General features: G+C 67.4%; 12 protein-coding genes and 1 pseudogene. 10 read left to right on the forward strand and 3 right to left on the reverse strand.

Going from position 1 to position 18,829, the window contains the following annotated elements:
• Window positions 1-3: 3 nt before the first annotated feature.
• Together THSYN_RS21120 and THSYN_RS21125 are read right to left on the reverse strand one after the other, a co-directional pair.
• Window positions 4-1,074 (reverse strand): polyamine ABC transporter substrate-binding protein, encoded by a 1,071-nt coding sequence (locus tag THSYN_RS21120; RefSeq protein WP_100920862.1) that lies wholly within the window; start codon window positions 1,072-1,074, stop codon window positions 4-6.
• Complete coding sequence (locus tag THSYN_RS21125; protein ID WP_100920863.1) at window positions 1,071-1,349, reverse strand: hypothetical protein; 279 nt, start codon at window positions 1,347-1,349, stop codon at window positions 1,071-1,073. Before THSYN_RS21125 ends, THSYN_RS21120 begins: the two co-directional genes overlap by 4 nt.
• Window positions 1,350-1,694: 345 nt before the next feature.
• Between THSYN_RS21125 and THSYN_RS21130 the strand changes: the two genes are divergently transcribed.
• The 4 genes and pseudogenes from THSYN_RS21130 to THSYN_RS36080 all read left to right on the forward strand — a co-directional run.
• Window positions 1,695-4,322 carry a PAS domain S-box protein gene (locus THSYN_RS21130; protein ID WP_172965319.1) on the forward strand — a complete coding sequence of 876 codons (2,628 nt, stop codon included), beginning with the start codon at window positions 1,695-1,697 and terminating at the stop codon, window positions 4,320-4,322.
• 64 nt (window positions 4,323-4,386) lie between these two features.
• The gene (locus THSYN_RS21135) at window positions 4,387-6,483 is read left to right on the forward strand and encodes a GAF domain-containing protein (protein WP_100920865.1); all 2,097 of its coding nucleotides are present in this window, start codon (window positions 4,387-4,389) and stop codon (window positions 6,481-6,483) included.
• A gap of 305 nt (window positions 6,484-6,788) precedes the next feature.
• Window positions 6,789-7,757 carry a bifunctional riboflavin kinase/FAD synthetase gene (ribF, locus tag THSYN_RS21140; RefSeq protein WP_100920866.1) on the forward strand — a complete coding sequence of 323 codons (969 nt, stop codon included), beginning with the start codon at window positions 6,789-6,791 and terminating at the stop codon, window positions 7,755-7,757.
• Between the two features lie 320 nt (window positions 7,758-8,077).
• Window positions 8,078-8,560 (forward strand): annotated as a pseudogene (locus THSYN_RS36080) (type IIL restriction-modification enzyme MmeI); the annotation flags it as partial.
• Window positions 8,561-9,266: 706 nt separating this feature from the next.
• Here THSYN_RS36080 and THSYN_RS37410 read toward each other — a convergent pair.
• On the reverse strand, window positions 9,267-9,476 hold the full coding sequence (locus THSYN_RS37410; protein WP_157817830.1) for a helix-turn-helix domain-containing protein: 210 nt from the start codon (window positions 9,474-9,476) through the stop codon (window positions 9,267-9,269).
• Between the two features lie 60 nt (window positions 9,477-9,536).
• On the opposite strand from THSYN_RS37410, the gene THSYN_RS21150 reads away from it, so the two are divergent.
• The 6 genes from THSYN_RS21150 to ileS all read left to right on the forward strand — a co-directional run bounded on the left by THSYN_RS21150 (window position 9,537) and on the right by ileS (window position 18,812).
• Window positions 9,537-10,505 carry a DNA-methyltransferase gene (locus THSYN_RS21150; protein ID WP_100920867.1) on the forward strand — a complete coding sequence of 323 codons (969 nt, stop codon included), beginning with the start codon at window positions 9,537-9,539 and terminating at the stop codon, window positions 10,503-10,505.
• Between the two features lie 166 nt (window positions 10,506-10,671).
• Window positions 10,672-11,418 (forward strand): hypothetical protein, encoded by a 747-nt coding sequence (locus THSYN_RS35460; protein WP_216644603.1) that lies wholly within the window; start codon window positions 10,672-10,674, stop codon window positions 11,416-11,418.
• A 146-nt stretch (window positions 11,419-11,564) separates the two neighbouring features.
• Window positions 11,565-12,947: a DUF4139 domain-containing protein gene (locus THSYN_RS21160; protein ID WP_100920868.1), complete on the forward strand. Its 1,383-nt coding sequence runs from the start codon at window positions 11,565-11,567 to the stop codon at window positions 12,945-12,947.
• 109 nt (window positions 12,948-13,056) lie between these two features.
• Window positions 13,057-14,892: an HIRAN domain-containing protein gene (locus THSYN_RS35465; protein ID WP_100920869.1), complete on the forward strand. Its 1,836-nt coding sequence runs from the start codon at window positions 13,057-13,059 to the stop codon at window positions 14,890-14,892.
• A 643-nt stretch (window positions 14,893-15,535) separates the two neighbouring features.
• A complete protein-coding gene (locus tag THSYN_RS21170; protein WP_100920870.1) occupies window positions 15,536-15,736 on the forward strand; it encodes a DUF2283 domain-containing protein in 201 nt (66 codons plus the stop codon).
• A 244-nt stretch (window positions 15,737-15,980) separates the two neighbouring features.
• Window positions 15,981-18,812 (forward strand): isoleucine--tRNA ligase, encoded by a 2,832-nt coding sequence (ileS, locus tag THSYN_RS21175; protein WP_100920871.1) that lies wholly within the window; start codon window positions 15,981-15,983, stop codon window positions 18,810-18,812.
• Window positions 18,813-18,829 lie beyond the last annotated feature (17 nt).

Genomic DNA, 18,829 nt, shown 5'->3' on the forward strand with positions numbered 1-18,829 from the left:
GTCCTAGTCCCCGTGCACCAGGGCTGCGTAGGCCTGCTGCCTGGCACCGATGGCGGCTGCCGGCAGCCGGGTATAGGACTCGCAGCGGGCCAGCGTAGCCGCGTCCGGATAGATCAGCGGGTCCTGGGTGATCTTCGCCGGCAGCAGGCGCTCGGCGGCCAGGTTGGCGGTCGCATAGGAGAGGTCCGCGGCGTTGCGGGCGGCGACCTCGGGGCGGTTGATGAAGTCGAGAAAGGCGGCGGCCAGCGCCGGGTGCACGCCCTGGGCCGCTATAGCGAGGTAGTCGAGCCACAGGGCCCCGCCCTCGCGCGGGATCACATAGACGACCTGGTCGTTGCGGCGGCGCAGCGCGGCGGCGTCGCCGTTGTAGGTAACCGCGGCGGCGACCTGTCCGGTCAGCAGTTCGGAGCGGGCGTCGATCGCCAGTGCGCCATAACGCCGGACCGCCGGCCGCTGGGCCCGCAGCAGGTCGGCCGCGGCCTGGATCTGGGCGCCGTCGATGGTGTTCATGGAAAACCCCAGTGCCTTGAGTGCAACGGCAAAGAGGTCGAAGTGGTCGGCGACCATCAGGAGCCGGCCGCGCAGGGGCGGGGCCGGGCGCAGCAGGTCCATCCAGGAGTCCAGGTCGCGCCCCACCAGGTCACGCCGGTAGGCGATGCCCATGGTGCCCCAGAGATAGGGCACCGCGGCGTCCTGACTCTCGGGATAGGCGGCGGCCCAGCGGGGATCGAGGAAGCGCCGGTTGGGCACGGCGGCCGGGGCCAGGGGACTGATCCAGCCGCGCTTGCGATAGACCGTCAGGGCCGTGCCGTCCACCAGCAGGAGGTCGTAGCCGGCCCCCTCCGTTTCGCTCAGCGCCTGGTCGCGGGCATCGTCCGTCTCGAAATAGACCTGGCGGACCCGGGCGCCGGACTCGGTCTCGAAGGCCTGGATCACCGCCGGGGAGAGATAATCCTGCCAGGTCAGAATGACGAGTTCCGGACCGGCCGCGGCCGGCGGGTCAACCAGGGCCGGGGCAAGGCCGCTCGCCAAGGCGAAGAGCAGAACGAGAAAGGACAGGGTGGTCCTGGTCATGGCGGGACGGCAGGGGTGTCGGCCGCATCCGCTATGTCCCCCGCGCCCGCCGTGACGTCGGGCTCGCCCGCGGGCGCTTCCTGACCGCCATTGCCCTCCCACGGCAACCGCGTGCTCGGTGGTCGCGAACTGTTGGAGGGGTTCTGCCCAAGCCGCTCGCGCGCCGCCTTCAGATCCGCCAGCGCCTTGCCCAACAACGCCCGCGCCTGCGCCGACGTGAGCGTCTCCAGGTAGGCGTCGTCGAATTGTCTGAGGTCGTGATCGCTCAGGTGCATGGCGGTGGCGTGGCGGCGCTTGCGCGATCTCGTTTAGGAGCTTGTGCCATAGTTTGCCAGGACCGTCGAGCTTTGTCGCGTAGGCTTATGATCGCCGGTGAGGCATTGATCATAATCCCGGCCACCCCGCTGGCCGCGCGGTCGCTGGTCCGCACCGCGGACCCTCCGGGCGCGGAGCCTTCCCGTTGTCGTTGTCGTAATCGTGGTCGGATTATTCGATTGCGACAACGATTGCGCCAACGACAACGGCAACGTACCCGGGATCCCGGTCACCACATCAGTCCTGATCGCACCAGCACCGGCTGCCGTCTGCTGGATGGGGCGGCGCGGGTGTATCCTTCGGCGATGGAAAAGCCGCCGCACCACCGCCGCACATCACGACCCCTGCCGCCCCGCGACAAGGCGCAGAGCAAGGCATTGGTGCGGGAAAACAAGGCCCTGCTGGACAACGACTTCGTCGGTGTCGTCTTCGTGCGGGGGCGCCGCATCATGCGCACCAACCACCACGCCGAAACCCTGTTCGGCTATGCGCCCGGCGAACTGATCGGCCACTCGACCGCCATCCTCTACCCTGACCATGCGGCCTTTCTGGCGCTGGGCAACCGCGCCGGTCCCGTCATCGTGCGCGGCGAGGTCTTCAGCGACCAGGTGGAACTGGCACGCAAGGACGGCAGCCGGTTCTGGTGTCTGCTGCGCGGTCAGACCTTGGCGCCGGCCGCACCGCTGACACAGACCATCTGGATCCTGGAGGACGTCACCGAGCGCAAGCGGGCCGAAGCGGTCATCCAGGCCAGTCTCGCCTTCCAGAAACAGCTGCTCGAGGCCATCCCCACGCCGGTCTTCTTCAAGGGCCTGGACGGGCGCTATCAGATCGCCAACCGCGCCTTTATCGAACTCGCCGGCGGGTCCGAGACGGCGCTGATCGGCAGGACGATCTATGACTGCTGGCCGCTTGAGACCGCCGACATCTTCGCCACCCGGGATCAGGCGCTGTTCGACCATCCCGGGGTACAGGTCTATGAAACCCAGATCAAGAACCGGCGCGGCGAACGACGCGACGTGGTCTTCCATAAGGCGACGCTGAACGCCCCCGACGGCCACCTGGCGGGCCTGATCGGTTTCGTCTTGGATATTACCGAGCACAAGGCGGCCGAAACCGTGTTGCGCGCCAGCGAGGAACGCTACCGCTCGGCGCTGCTGGCGTTGACCGAAGGCGTCACGGTCTACGACCGCCAGGGCACCTTGGTGACCGCCAACCCGGCGGCCGAGCGCATCCTGGGCCTCAGCACCGACAAGTTCCGGGAGCGGTCCATTGATGCCGCGGACTGGCGGATCATCCGCGGCGACGGCACGGCGTTTCCGCCCGACGAGTGGCCATCGGTGGTCACCCTCAACACCGGTATCGCGCAGCGCGAGGTGCTGATGGGCGTGTTCAAGTCCGATGGGCGTCTGAGCTGGATTCTGGTCAATACCGAACCGATCCGTGATCCGCTGACCGGGTCCCTGCAGGCCGCGGTCGTCTCATTCGACGACATCACCGCCCGCAAGGGCGCCGAGGACGCCCTGCGCGCGAGCGAGGAACGCCTGCAACTGGTGCTCGAGGGCGCCAATGACGGCTTCTGGGACTGGGACCTGAGCACCGGGGCCGTGCTGTTCAGCCCGCGCTGGGCGCGGATGCTGGGCTATGAGCCGGCCGAGGTCCAGCCGCATATCCGCATTTGGCGCCGCCTGATGCACCCCGCCGACCACAGGCGCGCCCGGGCGGCCCTGCTGGCCCATTTCGCGGGCGCGACCCCGCGGTTCGAGATCGAACACCGGATGCTCACCAAGCACGGCGACTGGCGCTGGTTTCTGCATCGCGGCAAGGTCACGGCCCGCGACGCCGCGGGCCGCCCGTTGCGCATGGCCGGCACCCACACCGACATCACCGAGCGCCGCGACATGGAAGAGGCGCTGCGGGTCGGCCTGGCCGGACTGCAGCGCCACGACAGCCAGATGGTCGGCCTCAACCGCATGAGCGAACTGCTGCTGTCCTGCGAGACCCGCACCGAGGCCTACACGGTGATCGCGCGCAGCGCCGCCCGGCTGTTCGTCGGCCTTGGCGGCGCCCTGGCGGTGCTGGGCGAGGCGGCGGGGTCGGACCTGCGGGTGGCGGCGTCCTGGGGCGAGCCCGGCGCCCTGCCGACCACCTTCCCGGCGGGCCACTGCTGGGCCTTGCGGCGCGGCGCTATCCATGAAGTCAACGAGCTGACCCCGGGTGCCCGCTGCCGCCACCTGTCCGACCCGCCGCCACCCGCCCACCTGTGCCTGCCCTTGACGGTGCGGGGCGATACGCTCGGCCTGTTGCACCTGCGCGCCCCGGCGGCGCTCACCGCGGCCGCCTTCGCCGACCTGCGCACCCTGGCCGTCGCCTTCAGCGAGGCGGCCAAACTGGCTTTGTCAAACATCCGGTTACAGGAGACCTTACGCGAACAGGCGATCCGCGATTCGCTCACCGGCCTGTTCAACCGCCGCTATCTGGATGAGACCCTGCCGCGCGAACTGCAACTCAGCCGCCGCCGGGGCGAGCCGCTGGCCGCGGCCATGCTGGATCTCGACCACTTCAAGCGCTTCAATGACGCCTACGGTCACGAGGCCGGCGATGCCGTACTGCGGGCGGTCGGCGCCCTGCTGGCCGGGTCCGTGCGCGGCGGCGACGTCGCCTGCCGCTACGGCGGCGAGGAACTGACCCTGATCCTGCCCGGCGCCACCCTGGCGGCCGCCAGGGAGCGGCTGGAGGGCCTGCGCCAGGCGATCATGCAAACGCGGGTCCTCTATCAAGGCGGGGAACTGCCGGCGATCACCGTCTCCATCGGGGTCACGGTCGCCGGGGGGCAGGAGACGGACGCCGCCGCCGTGCTGACCCGGGCCGACGCCGCCCTGTTTCGGGCCAAGGCGTCCGGGCGCAACCGGGTCGTCGCCGTCGCGCCGTAGTGAACCGTTCCTAACCCGACCTCCGGGCTACGACTGCCTCCCATCCAATCCCCAGGAGATTCCCGTGCCACCTGCAATCGACACCGCCCCCCCGCTCCCCGACCTCAGCCAATGCGAGGCTGAGCCGATCCACATCCCCGGCTCGATTCAGCCGCACGGCGTACTGCTGGCCTTACACGGGCCGACGCTGCGTATCACCCAGGCGAGCACGAGCACTCAGGCACTGCTGGGTGTCGCGGCGCAAGACCTGCTGGGGCGCGACCTGGCGACGGCGCTCGACCCGGCGCTGGCCGCCGCGCTTGGCGAGGCCCTGGCCCGCGACCTGGACCAGGTCGCCCCGGCCGCGTTCGACTGGCAGCCGCCGGGGGGTGGGCAGGTGTTTGTCGGTTATGTCCACGAGTCCGGTCCCTTGACGGTGCTGGAACTGGAGCCCGCACCGGCCGCGCCGCCCGCCCTCGGCGATACGCTGGCCCGCGCCGTTGAGCGATTCAGCGAGGTACGCGCCCAGCCGGACTTGCCGACCAAGCTCCAGCGCGCGGCGGCGCTGTTCCGGCACCTGACCGGGTATGACCGGGTGATGATCTATCGCTTCGACGCCGACTGGCACGGCGAGGTCATCGCCGAGGACCGGCGCACCGATCTGGAGGCCTTTCTGGGACTGCACTACCCGGCCTCGGACATCCCGCCCCAGGCGCGGCGCCTGTATCTGATCAGGTCGCCGCGCGTCATCGTCGATATCGACCACACACCGTCCCCGCTCCTGCCGACGGTCGATCCGGTCAACGGGCAACCGCTCGACCTGTCACGCAGCCTGTTGCGCAGCATCTCGCCGGTGCATCTGGAGTATCTCCGCAACATGGGGGTGCAGGCTACACTGACGGTATCGCTGGTCCGCGACGGGCAACTCTGGGGGCTGATCGCCTGCCACCACTATGCGCCCAATCCGGTTTCGGGCGTTGTGCGCCGGATCGCGGCCTGGATGGCGCTGGATCTCGCCAACGAGATCGCGCTGGCCGACGAGGTCCGGGCCCGGCGCTACGCGACGCATCTGAAACAGTCCCGCGACCGCATCCTCGCCGCCATGCGCCAAGGGGTGCGGCTGCCGGGCCTGCTCCGCGGCCCGCAACTGGCCGATATCCTGGGCGTGGTCGGGGCCGATGGCGCGGCCCTGATCCGCGCCGCCGAGGTCACCACCGGCGGTGTGACCCCGGACCCGCGGCGCATCCTCGCCATCGTCGCGGGCCTGAGCGCCCGGCACCCGCCCGGCCCCTTGCAGTTGTTCGCCACCGACTGTATCAGCGAACACCTGCCCGAAACGGCCGACCTGGGCGCGACCGCCGCCGGGGTGGTGCTGTTCCCGTTGGACAGTGCGCGCTCGCTCACGCTGATCTGGTTTCGCGGCGAACAACTGCGCCAGGTGTCCTGGGGCGGCAATCCCGACAAGGCGGTGGAGATGACCCCGGACGGGCGTCTGACCCCGCGTCGGTCCTTTGCTGCCTGGGCCCAGTTGGTCGCGTTGCGCAGCCCGCGCTGGGACCCGGTGGAACTGGAATCGGCCAGGGAACTCGGGGTGCTGATCGATATCGAGTGGCGCCGGGTCGCCGAGGACGCCTTGCGCGCGAGCGAAGAGGCGCTCAAGGTCAGCCTGGCCGAACTGCAGCGCCACGATGCCCAGATGGTCGCCCTGAACCAGATGAACGGCCTGCTGCTCTCCTGCGAAACCCGCGCCGAGGCCTACGCCGTCATCGCGCACGGCGCCGCGCTCCTGTTCGCGCCCTCTGCCGGCGGCTTGGCGGTCATCGACGGCGCACCGACCGAGTTGCGCCGGGTCGCCGCCTGGGGCGCCCCCGAGCGCCTGGCCGCGGATTTCTCACTGCGCGATTGCTGGGCCCTGCGGCGCGGCCAACCGCATGAGGTCGACCCGTCCCGCGAGGAACCCGACTGCCAACACTTCCCGGGGCGGGCGCCGACGAGCTATGTCTGCGTCCCCTTGAACGTGCGCGGGACCACCCTGGGCCTGCTGCACGTCGGTGCCGATGAGGCGCTCAGCGCGGCGCAGTTCCGGGAACTGCGCACCCTGGCCGTCACGGTCGGCGAGTCGATCAAGTTGGCCCTGTCCAATCTGCGGTTGCAGGAGGCCTTGCGAGGCAACAACCCGTGAGCGGGGCGCCCAAACGCGGCCGACCGCGGCGTCGGCCGCCCGGTCGGCGCGCGGCGGAGTGCGATCAGAACTGATGTGGTGACCGAGATCCCGGGTACGCTGTCCTGGTCGTTGTCGTTGTCGTTGTCGTGATCGGATGGTTCGATTACGACAACGACGCCCGGTCCGTGAGAAGGTCCGGTCGCTGGAGGGTGCGGGATCGGCATCGACACATCAGTTCTGATCGCACCCCGTGGCGGGACACCGCCCCCACCGGGGCAGGACCCGCGTATACTTTGCCGTCCCTTCGCCAGGGCACCCATCGCATGAGGCTGATCCGCGGTCTACACAACCTGCGCCCCGCCGACCGGGGCTGCGTCGCCACCATCGGCAACTTCGACGGGGTCCACCTGGGGCACCGCGCCGTCTTCCGGCGCCTGCTCGCGCGCGGGCGCGCCCTCGGGCTGCCGGCCACGGTCATCACCTTTGAGCCTCAGCCGATGGAGTTTTTCGCCCCGGACCGCACCCCGGCGCGGCTCACGCGCCTGCGCGAAAAGCTCAAGGCGCTCGCCGACTGCGGGATCGCGCGGGTCATGGTCCTGGAGTTCGGGCCGCGCCTGGCCGCCGTGACGCCGCCGGACTTCGTGCGCCGCCTCCTGCTGGAGGGCCTGGGGGTGCGCTACCTGCTGGTCGGGGACGACTTCCGCTTCGGTCAGGGCCGCGGCGGTGACTATGCCCTGCTGCGCAGCATGGGCGCGGCGGCCGGCGCGGCCGGCTTCGAGGTCGAGGACCAGCACACCATCACCCAGGGCGACGAGCGCATCAGCAGCACCCGGGTGCGCGAGGCCCTGGCCCGCGGCGACCTGGACCAGGCGCGGCGCCTCCTGGGCCGCCCCTACCGGATGCAGGGCCGTGTCGGTCACGGCGACCAGCGTGGGCGCACCATCGGCTTCCCCACCGCCAACCTCGACCTGCACCGCCGGGTCAGCCCGCTGCGGGGCGTCTTCGCCGTCCGGGTCCACGGCCTGGGCGGCGCCCCCCACCCCGGGGTCGCCAACATCGGCACCCGCCCGACCGTCGGCGGCCAGGGGTGCCGGCTGGAGGTCCATCTGTTCGACTTCGACCAGGACCTCTACGGTCGCCACCTGGAGGTGGAATTCAGCCTCAGGCTGCGCGACGAGCAGCGCTTCGACTCCTTTGAGACACTGCGCCGCCAGATCGCCCTCGACGCCGCCGCGGCACGGGCGTTTCTCGCCCGCACCGAGGCCGCGGACAACTGGAGGTCGACGCTTTAACGGGCGGCCCTCCCGCTAAAGCGTCGACCTCCAGTTGGGCGCAAGGCCCCTGGTCGAACGCGAGAGGGTTGGTGGATACGCGCCACCCCGGTTAGCAGCGGGCGGGACGGGGCATTCGCCCCGTCCCGAACGTTTGGAGACGGGCACCGACCCGCCGGACCAGCGGTTCCACACGGCATCCGAAGGGTTCCGGACGGGGCGCTACGATAACCTGGATTACGACAACTACAACGAAAATGGCGCTATAGGCAGTCCATAATGGACGTTCCTCAGCATCCACCGACCAACCCCATCCCCCGCGCCCCGAGAGCCCCCTGCCGATGGACGACACCGCCCGCGACGCCCCGCCCCCCGACGACGGCCTCGCCCCTGAACTGATCGACGCCTTCATCGCCCGCTGGTCCGCCGCCACCGGCACCGAGCGGGCCAACTACCAGCTCTTTCTGACCGAGCTGTGCAGCCTGCTCGGGCTGCCCCAGCCGGACCCGGCGCGCGGCGACACCCAGGAGAACGCCTATTGCTTCGAGCACCGCGTCATCTTCCAGCACGGCGACGGCACCCAGAGCCAAGGCTTCATCGATCTCTATCGGCGCGCCTGCTATGTGCTGGAGTGCAAACAGACCGGCCTGACACTCGACACCGGCGGCTGGGACAAGGCCATGCTGCGCGCCCACGGTCAGGCGGTGCAGTATGTGCGCGCCCTGCCGCCGCCCGAGGGGCGCCCGCCCTTCGTCGTGGTGGTCGACGTGGGGCGCAGCATCGAACTCTACAGCGAGTTCAGCCGCAGCGGCGGGGCTGACGTCTGCTTCTCCTTATCTTGGAGAACAGGCGATGACTTCGGTCTTTCCGCTCCGCAACCACTGGACGCATTCCAAGAGGCTGCTGGTCCAATCCTGGTTCGGAGCACGGGCGACCGGCTGATACTTGAAAATCAATCCCGAGTTCGTCTGATCCGCAATGAGGCAGGCACCGAGTGTATACAGAAACCGACCCCAGTCCTGCGTCGATGGATGCAGACAAACCGCAAGAATATCGAAGTCTCCGTACCTGTAGGGCCGAGTGCCTTCACCGCTGCGACTCGTTCCGCCCCGTGTTCGCTGAGTTTCGACAACCCACATTTCTCCGGCGTCGGCGAACCGCCTCCTACTTGCTTCCTGTGCAGTCATTGGGCGCTGCAGTTTCTGGCGCTGCATCTTCACTTGTACGCTAACATTACCGATCGCATCCGATAGCAGGAAATCGAACGCTTGATCTCCCGTGATCGGCTCCTCTTTCCACCCCTGTCGCAGCAAGCCCGTAATGACCGTTTCCTTGAACACCGCTTCCGCAATAACGCCGCGAACGCCGCGTAGGGTCAGGTCCGAACTTCTGGCGATTGCCTCGAGAATCGTTTCCGCAGATATATTGAGCCTCCGCTCGAGTGGATGAATTCCAAACTCTGCCCGTAGATGTTGAAAGATTGCCCGGCGTACCTCGGCATTCTGCTCGCCAAGCAGTGTGGTTATTTCTTTAATCTTCTCGGGATTCATTTCTCGGCCTCCCTGCGGGTTTTATCTGGTAATTCTCAACCTCGGTGCGACTGACCAAGATCCGGCCAGCGACTTCGTAGCCGCGCAATTTTCCTTCTTTCACGAGCTTCGCGATTGCCTGCCGGGACACCCCTCGCAAACGGGACGCCTCGGCTTGGCTGACTAGATCGGACAAAAAATCGGTTGACACTGTGAACCCTTTTCTCTAAGCTTCCACATCATGCGAACACTAGGCGCGCGGAGCATCCAGATGCAAGAACCCTGCACTTTACCCCTTGACTTCGGCGGAGAGCAAGCAGCGCGCGACCTCGTGTCAGGGCAAGAACCACTCTACTCGACTTCCCTTGGTTGCGCTTACTGCGCCGACTCGCTCGAGATCATGCGTGGGATTCCCGATGAATCCGTCAACCTGGTGTTCACTTCCCCCCCCTATGCCCTTCATTTCAAGAAAGAATATGGCAACGCGGACAAGGCAGATTATGTCGAGTGGTTTCTGCCCTTCGCGCGGGAGATCAAGCGCATCATCCGCAACGATGGTTCTTTTGTGTTGAATATCGGCGGGAGTTGGAATTCCGGACACCCTACACGGTCGATCTACCAGTACAAGTTACTCATTGCCCTGGTCGAAGAGCTAGGTTTTCAATTGGCGCAAGACTGCTACTGGTATAACCCGGCAAAAATGCCTGCCCCAGCCGAATGGGTCACGGTCAGGCGCATCCGCGTCAAGGATGCCGTCGAGCATGTTTGGTGGTTTTCAAGAACAGAATGGCCCAAGGCCGATAACCGAAAGGTCTTGCGTCCGTACTCTAAAGACATGATTCGCTTAGCGAAGCGCGGGGTCAAGAACACCGTCAGGCCGTCCGGATACAACATTAAGGATAGCTTCACGGCAATTGCGTCCGGCGGATCAATTCCCCCCAACGTGATCGACGATGAAACACCATCGGAACTGCTGAAGTTCGGCAATAACGCATCCAACGACAGCTACACCAAGAGATGTAAAGAGGTCGGCGTCAAGATACATCCGGCGAGGTTTCCGGCGATGTTGCCCGAATTTTTCATTAACTTTCTCACGGACGAGGGAGATCTTGTGCTCGACCCCTTTGCCGGCTCGAATACCACCGGAAAAGTGTCGGAAGACCTTGGCCGCAGGTGGATTGCGGTAGAACGCATAGAGACTTACCTGGAGGCGAGCAAGTTCCGGTTCGGCATGGCGTAATCTCCCGTCACTTGGAAAGCTGGCACCAGGCGCGCGCAGCCATCCCTGTCGCCAGCGACCGCCTAAGGCTGTCCCCAGCCCGGCTCCTGACGGATGGTATCGCCGCCTAGCCAAGTACCAGGACGCCCACCGCAAGGCGCGGCAGGCGCTGTACCCGGGTCTGACCATGAGCGGCCTGTACAACGTGCTGGAGCAACTGCGCCGCGGTGAGTCCTTGGGGCCGAAAGTGCGGCAGGTCCAGGAACAGGGCTTGGTCTCGGTGCTGCGCCAACTCCACGACGAACTCGACGCCGCCGTCCTCGCCGCCTACGGCTGGGCGGATCTGACCGGCGCCCTGCTCGCCGGGTCCGCCGCGCGGACCTCGCCCCCGGGCAGGACGGGGCATTCGCCCCGTCCCGAACGTTTGGAAACGGGCACCGACCCGCTAGACCCGCAATTTGACGCGGCATCCGAAACCTTGCGGACGGGGCGAATGCCCCGTCCGGCCCAGGGTATGGCCCGTCCAGCCCAGGGGGGCGATGACCGCGTCGAGGCGGTGATCCTGGAACGCCTGGTAGCCCTGAACGCCGAGCGCGCGGCCGAGGAGCGCCGCGGCCTGATCCGCTGGCTGCGCCCGGCTTTACAGAACCCCGGCGGCCAGGCCGCCGACGATGGCGCCGTCCAAGCCGAGACGCAACTCGGGCTCGCCGCGCCCACCGCGAGCGGCCCCAAACCCGACTGGCCCAAGACCCTGCCCGAGCAGTTCCAGGCCCTGCGCGCCGCGCTCGCCGCCCGCCCCGGCCCCGGCAGCGCCGCGGACCTGGCCCAGTGCTTCACCCGCGCGCCGCGTGCCCGGGTCGCCGAACTCCTGGAGACCCTCGTGAGCCTCGGCCACGCCCGCCGCTTGGAAGATGCCCGCTACCTTCCCGGCTGATCCTTGCTACCCTCGCATGGTCCAACGGGGACACCGATCGCACAACACCGTCCAGTTGACCCTAAATCCGGATCATGCGTCGGGCCCCAGCCCAATCGTGATGCCGATCGGTGTCATTCCTTGCCAATCCGGGAGTCGCCTTGGAGATGAATAACGTCACCATGAGTATTCAGGAACAACGGATCGATGACTCGGCCCAGCAGGCGCTGGCCGTGACCATCTACAATGACGACCTGGCCCTGGTGAAGGACCTGCGTCGCCTGACCCTGACCCTGGGCGAAAACCGCCTCGCCTGGCGTAATGTCTCAGGCCGTATCCGCCCCGAGACCGCCCTCTTATCCGAAACCTCGGGGACGCTCCAGGTCAGTCTGCTGGAACAGAATTTCGACTTCGACCTGCTCACGCCCCAGAGCCTGCTCAGGAAATATCTCGGCCGCAGGGTCCAGGTCATCCGCACCAACAACGCCGGGGAGCGCACCGTGGAGGAGGCCACTGTCCTCGCCACCAACGAGGGCGTGATCCTGCGCTATGCCGATCGCATCGAGACTGGCCTGGTCGGACACCTCGCCTTCCCCGACCTGCCGGCGGACCTGCGCGATCAGCCCACCCTGGTCCTGCATCTGGAGGCGGCCCAAGCCGGGGCCGGGACCTTCGAGCTGTCTTATCTCACCGGCGGTCTGAGTTGGCGCGCGGACTATGTGGCCGACCTGTCAGCCGACGGTCTGACCCTGGACCTGAGCGGCTGGGTCACCCTGACTAATGACAGCGGGGTGGCCTACCGTCAGGCGCGGGTGCAACTGGTGGCGGGGGAGATCAACCAGGTCGAAATGGATACTCACTATTGTTTGTGCGATGAACCCCCGCGGCCGTGCCCGATGGAAGGACCGCCAGAGGAGGAAAGCCTGGACGAGTACCACCTCTATACCCTCCAGCGCCCCACCGATATCCTCAACAACCAGACCAAACAGGTGGCGCTCCTCTCGGCCCCGCGGGTGCCGTTGACGCGGGAACTGCTAGTTCGGGGCGACCCCTACTACTACCGGTCCAAGTCATCGGACGGCTGGGACAAATTTCCAGTCGAATCGACCCTGAGCTTCACGAATGCGGACGGGAGCCTGGGCATCCCACTGCCGAAGGGTGTGGTGCGGGCCTACTCCAAAGACAGCCGCGGCAACGCCCAGTTCATCGGCGAGGACCGGATCGAGCATACCCCCAAGCACGAGACCGTCACCCTGAAGCTCGGGGAGAGCTTTGATGTCAGGGTCCGCCGCAAGCAGACGGAGTTCAACAAGCTGTCCGGTACCGGCCGCTACAACTATGCCTATGAGGCCGCCTTTGCCCTGGAGCTGAAGAACGCCAAGGCCGATCCGGTTACCGTCAAGGTGATGGAACCCATTCCAGGTGACTGGACGATGCTCCTGGAAAGCCAACCGCACACCAAGGATGCGTCAAACCTGGCCTTCTGGCTGGTTCAGGTCCCGGCAGAGGGTGCCGTCACCCTGACCTGGCGGGTACAGGTCCGGCATTGACGGGAGCGGGGCTAGCGCGCAGTGGGCCGTTGCGACCCGCAGACCTGCCGACTTGACCCAGCACTTACCCCCGCCCGTTACGCGATGCCCGGATGACCTCCGCTGCGCGGTGCGCGCGCGCCTATGGCTGCGGGGCGACTGGCTCGGCCAGCGCAACGAGGAGTCGCTCCTGTGGCTGCACCTCAACGACGCTCGGGTGCTCGCCTTCCGCCTTCCGACCGATGCCTTTGAAGACGATGAGGCCATTGGCGAGTTGGTGGAGCAGGTCGCGCAGGACCACCGCGGCACCCTGCTGGAGGCGCGCCTCGGCACTGGTGTCGCGATCCCGCTCTATGCCGCGCCCGCCGCCCCGCTTCCGGCGCTGCCGTGGGGCGACCCGCGACATCACGCCGCCCGGCGCTTTGCCGAGGGGCTCGATCAGGCGGTCTTGAGCCTGTTGGCGAGCCTCAACCGCCACCGTCAGTGGGACTCGCTGCGCAATTATAACCGCCTCGCCGCCCTCGACCCGGACCTGCGCGAGCGGCGCCTGCAGGCCCTGACCCGCTTCCCGCTGCTGGCCGCGCCGGTCCTGCTCAGCGCCCATCACCGTCTGGATTTTGCGGGCGGCAAGCGCCATGCGTGGCGCGACCACGACGGCGCGATCCTCGACGCGATCGATCGGGGACGCGACCTGGCGGGCGCACTCGCGCGCCACTACGGCATCTCCAAGGGATTGGTTCGCGCACCCATCTGCGCGCGGATGTGGGGCAACACGGCGCTGTCCCATCGGCGTCTGCTGCGGCTCCTGGACGGTATCCCGGCCCATCGCCGACCCAGAGATCCGGGCGAGTTCGCGCCGGCCATGGATCTCTTCATCTCCATCAACCTGCTCACCGATGACGACGCCGATCTCGGGCGCCTGGGCGGTCGCGCGTTTCGCGCGGGTTTGACGGCGGTCTGCACGCCGTTGCAGGCGCGCTTCGCGCCCTTGGGTCCCGCGTTCGCGGACTGCCTCGACTTCGTCCGGGCGGCCGCTGAGCGGGCGGCACAGGCCCACCCCGGCCCGTGTGGCTTGACCCCACACCGGCTGCAATTGGCCTGGATCGAGACCCGCGGCTTTGCGTCGTTGCTTGCGGCCTCGCGGCGCTGGCACGGACGCGATTGGGGCGCACCGGACCCGGGCACTCAAGACCAGCCACTCGCGGCCATTCTCGGCGAGCACCGGGAGGGCGAGGCCCATGGGCGCGAGCTGTGCGAGGCGGCGGACCTGGTGCGCGAGGGCGAGACCATGCACCACTGCGTCGCCCAGTATTGGGCCGAGTGCCGCGACCGCGGTACCCGCATCTTCACCCTCGAGATGGGGGCCGAGCGGGCCACCGCCGAGTACCGCTTCGCCTTGTCCGAGGCGCGTTTTTCGCTCAGTCAACTGCGCGGACCGCACAATGTCGAGGCCAGCCGACCGCTGGTGGCGTTCGCGCGCGCCATCCTGGCCGAACTCAATGCACTCGGGCGCACCCCGGCGCGCGCCGAGCTGGCCCTTGCCCTCGGCGCCCGGCGGGTCGATCAAGGTTCCGGACCGCGCCAGGCGAGGCGGCTCGACCCCGCGAGCGAGCGCGAGTTGGCGGCGGTGCTCGCGCAGTTGCGCCCGAGCGTCGTTGACGGCGAGTTGCTGCGCGAGTTCGTCGCCGGTTACCAATTCCACGCCGGGACGCAGCTTGAGCCCCGGATGGGCGTGGGTGACAGGCTGGAGCTGGTGCGCGAGCCCGACAATCCGCATGACCGCCAGGCCGTGGCCATCCGTTGGGGCGGCGAGCGCATCGGCTATGTCCCGCGCCGGGTCAATGCCGACATCGCCCGGCGGCTCGACGCCGGAGACCGCCTGAGCGGCCATCTCACCCGACTCGACGAGCGGGCCGACACCTGGCAGCGGCTGGAGTTCGCCATCCGCCAGGTCCCGGCGCAATGATCGCCGGGGGCGGACAAGGCCAGACGGTGCGGGAGGCCCACCCGCGTAAGCCCCGACCTGCGGTGGACGATCGCCGGGTGCGCCTGACCGTCACTGCCATTAGGATAAACTTCACTTCCAGTTCGGCCTGGGAGCGCCGCACCCCAGTGCGACGCGATCTCGCAGATAACCCCGGCGGTGCGGGTTGCGCAGAGGCCGCGCCGCACTGGGGTGCGGCGCTCCCAGTAGCCGTTGCGGCGCAACGAAATGGCAGTGACGCCGGAGCCTGGGAACGAGAGACCGCGCCGGCACCGATCTTTGAGATCGGCGGTCCGAAGCGACCTCTGACACGCCCTGCCGTAGGAACGGATATACTCCGGGAAGCGCACAAGGCGAGACACGGCGCACTCGACCGGACTAGACTTGACGTAGTTTTTCCCGAAGGCCCCCGCCATGCCGACCACCAAGACCCGCGCGGCCACAACGACACCCACGCCAACATCCCGTAGCGCGGTCGCCACTGCCGCGTGCGGCACGCTCGACTCAAGCGCCCTTGACGCGCGGGATTTTTTTGCCTTGGCCAATACCCAAGCATGAAGCGATCGGCGCATTTTCAGGATATGCCGGCAGAACGCGGCATTCGATCGGAGGCTGCGACTCAGACATGAAAATCAAAGTGGATAAGGAGGCTGACGCCCTCTACTTTCGATTCAATGATGCCGCGACCGTCGAGTCCGAGGAGGTCGAACCGGGGGTAATACTGGACTTCGACGCCGGCGGGCAAGTGGTCGGCGTGGAGTTTCTGGGGATATCCAAGCGGGCCACTCCCGTCGATCTCGCGTCGGTTGAATTCCAGGCGGCATAGTAACGAGTCAAGAACAAGTTAAACACGACCGAATCGTTGTCGTTGTCGTTGTCGTAATCGAAGAAGCGATGCAATTCGGCGTGCGGGAGAATTCGGGTCGCTACGATAACCTCGATTACGACAACGACAACGAGGCAAGCACTCCCTAATCGACTTGCTTATTAGTGAATCGTTCCTAAACAGACCAACACAGCGTACCTGGCGCGTCTCCCCCCCGTGCCATCATCCCGCGGAAACAAATCAAGTGCCTGACTACAAACACACCCTGAACCTCCCCACCACCGCGTTCCCGATGAAGGCCAATCTGGCCCAGCGCGAGCCGGCGCTGCTCGAGCATTGGGAGCAGTTGGATATCTACGCCAGGATCCGCGCCGCCCGGGCGGGTGCGCCGCGCTTCATCCTGCACGACGGCCCGCCCTACGCCAATGGCGAGATCCATATCGGGCACGCGGTCAACAAGGTGCTGAAGGACATCATCGTCAAGGCCCGGACCCTGGACGGTCTGGATGCGCCATTCGTGCCGGGCTGGGACTGCCACGGGCTGCCGATCGAACTCCAGGTAGAGAAGAAACAGGGCAAGCCGGGGCACAAGCTGACGGCGGCGCAGTTTCGCGTCGCCTGCCGGGACTTCGCGGCCAGGCAGGTCGCGGGTCAGCGCACCGACTTCAAGCGCCTGGGGGTCTTCGGGGATTGGCAGCACCCCTATCTGACCATGGACTTCGCCAACGAGGCGGACATCATCCGCGCGCTGGGGCGCATCATCGCCAAGGGTCATGTGGTGAAGGGCGAGAAGCCGGTCCATTGGTGTATCGACTGCGGCTCGGCCCTGGCCGAGGCGGAGGTGGAATACGCGGACAAGCAGTCCATCGCCATCGACGTGCGCTTCCCGCTGGTCGAGCCGGGGGTGTTGGAGGGGCGCTGCCACGGCTCGCCCAACGGCTGCGGCGAGGGTCCGGCCTCGCTGGTCATCTGGACCACCACGCCCTGGACCCTGCCGGCCAATCAGGCGGTGGCCCTGAACCCGGAGTTGGAGTATGTCGTCGTGGCGGTCGAGTCCGGCGGCCATCAGGAACGCCTGATCGTGGCCGAGGGCCTGCTCAAGGACACCATGGACCGCTGGGGCTTCGAGCGCTATCGCGTCCTGGGCTATGCGCGCGGCGCGGACTTCGAGGGGATGCGTCTGCGCCATCCCTTCTACGATCGTGAGGTGCCGGTGATCCTGGGGGGGCATGTGACCCTGGAGGCGGGCACCGGCGCCGTCCATACCGCCCCCGGTCACGGCCTGGAGGACTATATCGTCGGCAGCCGCTACGGGCTCCCGGTGGACAACCCGGTGGGCGCGGACGGACGCTTTCTGCCCGGCACGCCGCTCTTCGCGGGCGAGAACGTCTTCAAGGCCAACGAGAGCGTGGTGGAGGTGCTCAAGGCCCACGGTGCCCTGCTGCTGGAGCAGCGCTTCACCCACAGCTACCCGCATTGCTGGCGCCACAAGACACCCGTCATCTTCCGCGCCACGCCCCAGTGGTTCATCAGTATGGACAAGGAGGGGCTGCGCGCGGCGGCCCTGCGCGAGATCGAGCAGGTCACCTGGACGCCGCAGTGGGGCCAGGGGCGCATCGAGGGCATGATCGAGGGCCGCCCGGATTGGTGCATCTCGCGCCAGCGCACCTGGGGGGTACCGATGACGCTCCTGGTCCACAAGGTCACGGGCAAGCTGCACCCGCGCACGGCGGAACTGATCGAGGAGGTCGCCCGGCGGGTGGAACTCAAAGGCATCGAGGCCTGGTTCGAACTGCACCCCTCGGGACTCCTGGGGGAGCACGAGGGCGCCGAGTACGAGAAGGTCCAGGACACGCTCGACGTCTGGTTCGACTCGGGCGTCACCCACGCCTGCGTGCTGGAGCGCAGGGCGGACCTGGGCTTCCCCGCGGACCTGTATCTGGAGGGCTCGGACCAGCACCGGGGCTGGTTCCAGTCCTCGCTCCTGACCTCGGTCGCCATGCACGAGCGGGCACCCTATCGGGGGGTGCTGACCCACGGCTTCACGGTGGACGCCAAGGGCGAGAAGATGTCCAAGTCCAAGGGCAATGTGGTGAGCCCCCAGGACGTGATGAAGACCCTGGGGGCCGACATCATCCGTCTCTGGGTGGCGGCCACGGACTATCGCGGGGAGATGAGCGTCTCCGATGAGATCCTGAAGCGCACCGCGGACGCCTACCGGCGCATCCGCAACACCAACCGCTTCCTGCTCGCCAACCTCGCCGGCTTCGATCCGGCCGCCAACCAGGTGGCGCCCACCGACATGCTGGCCCTGGACCGTTGGGTGATGGACCGGGCGCGGCAACTGCAGGAGGAACTCATCGAGGCCTATCGCGGCTACCAGTTCCACCTGATCTACCAGAAGGTGCACAACTTCTGCGCGGTGGACCTGGGCGCCTTCTATCTGGACGTCATCAAGGACCGCCAGTACACCACGGCGACCGACGGTTTGCCGCGGCGCTCCTGCCAGACAGCGATGTACCACATCGCGGAGGCGATGGTGCGCTGGCTGGCGCCGATCCTGTCCTTCACCGCGGAGGAGATTTGGGGCTATCTGCCGGGCGCACGCGCCGAGTCCGTCTTCACGGCGGCCTGGTACACGGGACTCACCCCATTGGACCCGACGGGCGCCCTGGACCAGGCCTTTTGGGATCAGGTCCTGGCCGCCCGGATGGCGGTGGGACCGGCCCTGGAGGACGCCCGCAAGGACAACCTGATCGGCTCCGGTCTGGACGCGGAACTGGACCTCTACTGCGATGCCGGGCTCGCTGAGACGCTGGCCCGCCTGGGCGATGAGTTGCGCTTCGTGCTGATCACCTCGGAGGTCCGGCTGCACCCCGCGGCCGAGCGGCCCGACACGGCGCTCGCCACCGACCTGGCCGGGCTGGCGGTGCGGGTCACCGCGGCCAGGCACCCAAAGTGCGTACGCTGCTGGCACCACCGGCCCGACGTCGGCACCAACGCGGACCATCCGGAACTATGCGGGCGCTGCGTGGAGAACGTGACCGGGGCGGGCGAGGTCAGGCGCTTTGCCTAACGGCATCGGCATGGGCT

The sequence above is a fragment of the Candidatus Thiodictyon syntrophicum genome, assembly GCF_002813775.1.
GTDB lineage: Bacteria > Pseudomonadota > Gammaproteobacteria > Chromatiales > Chromatiaceae > Thiodictyon > Thiodictyon syntrophicum.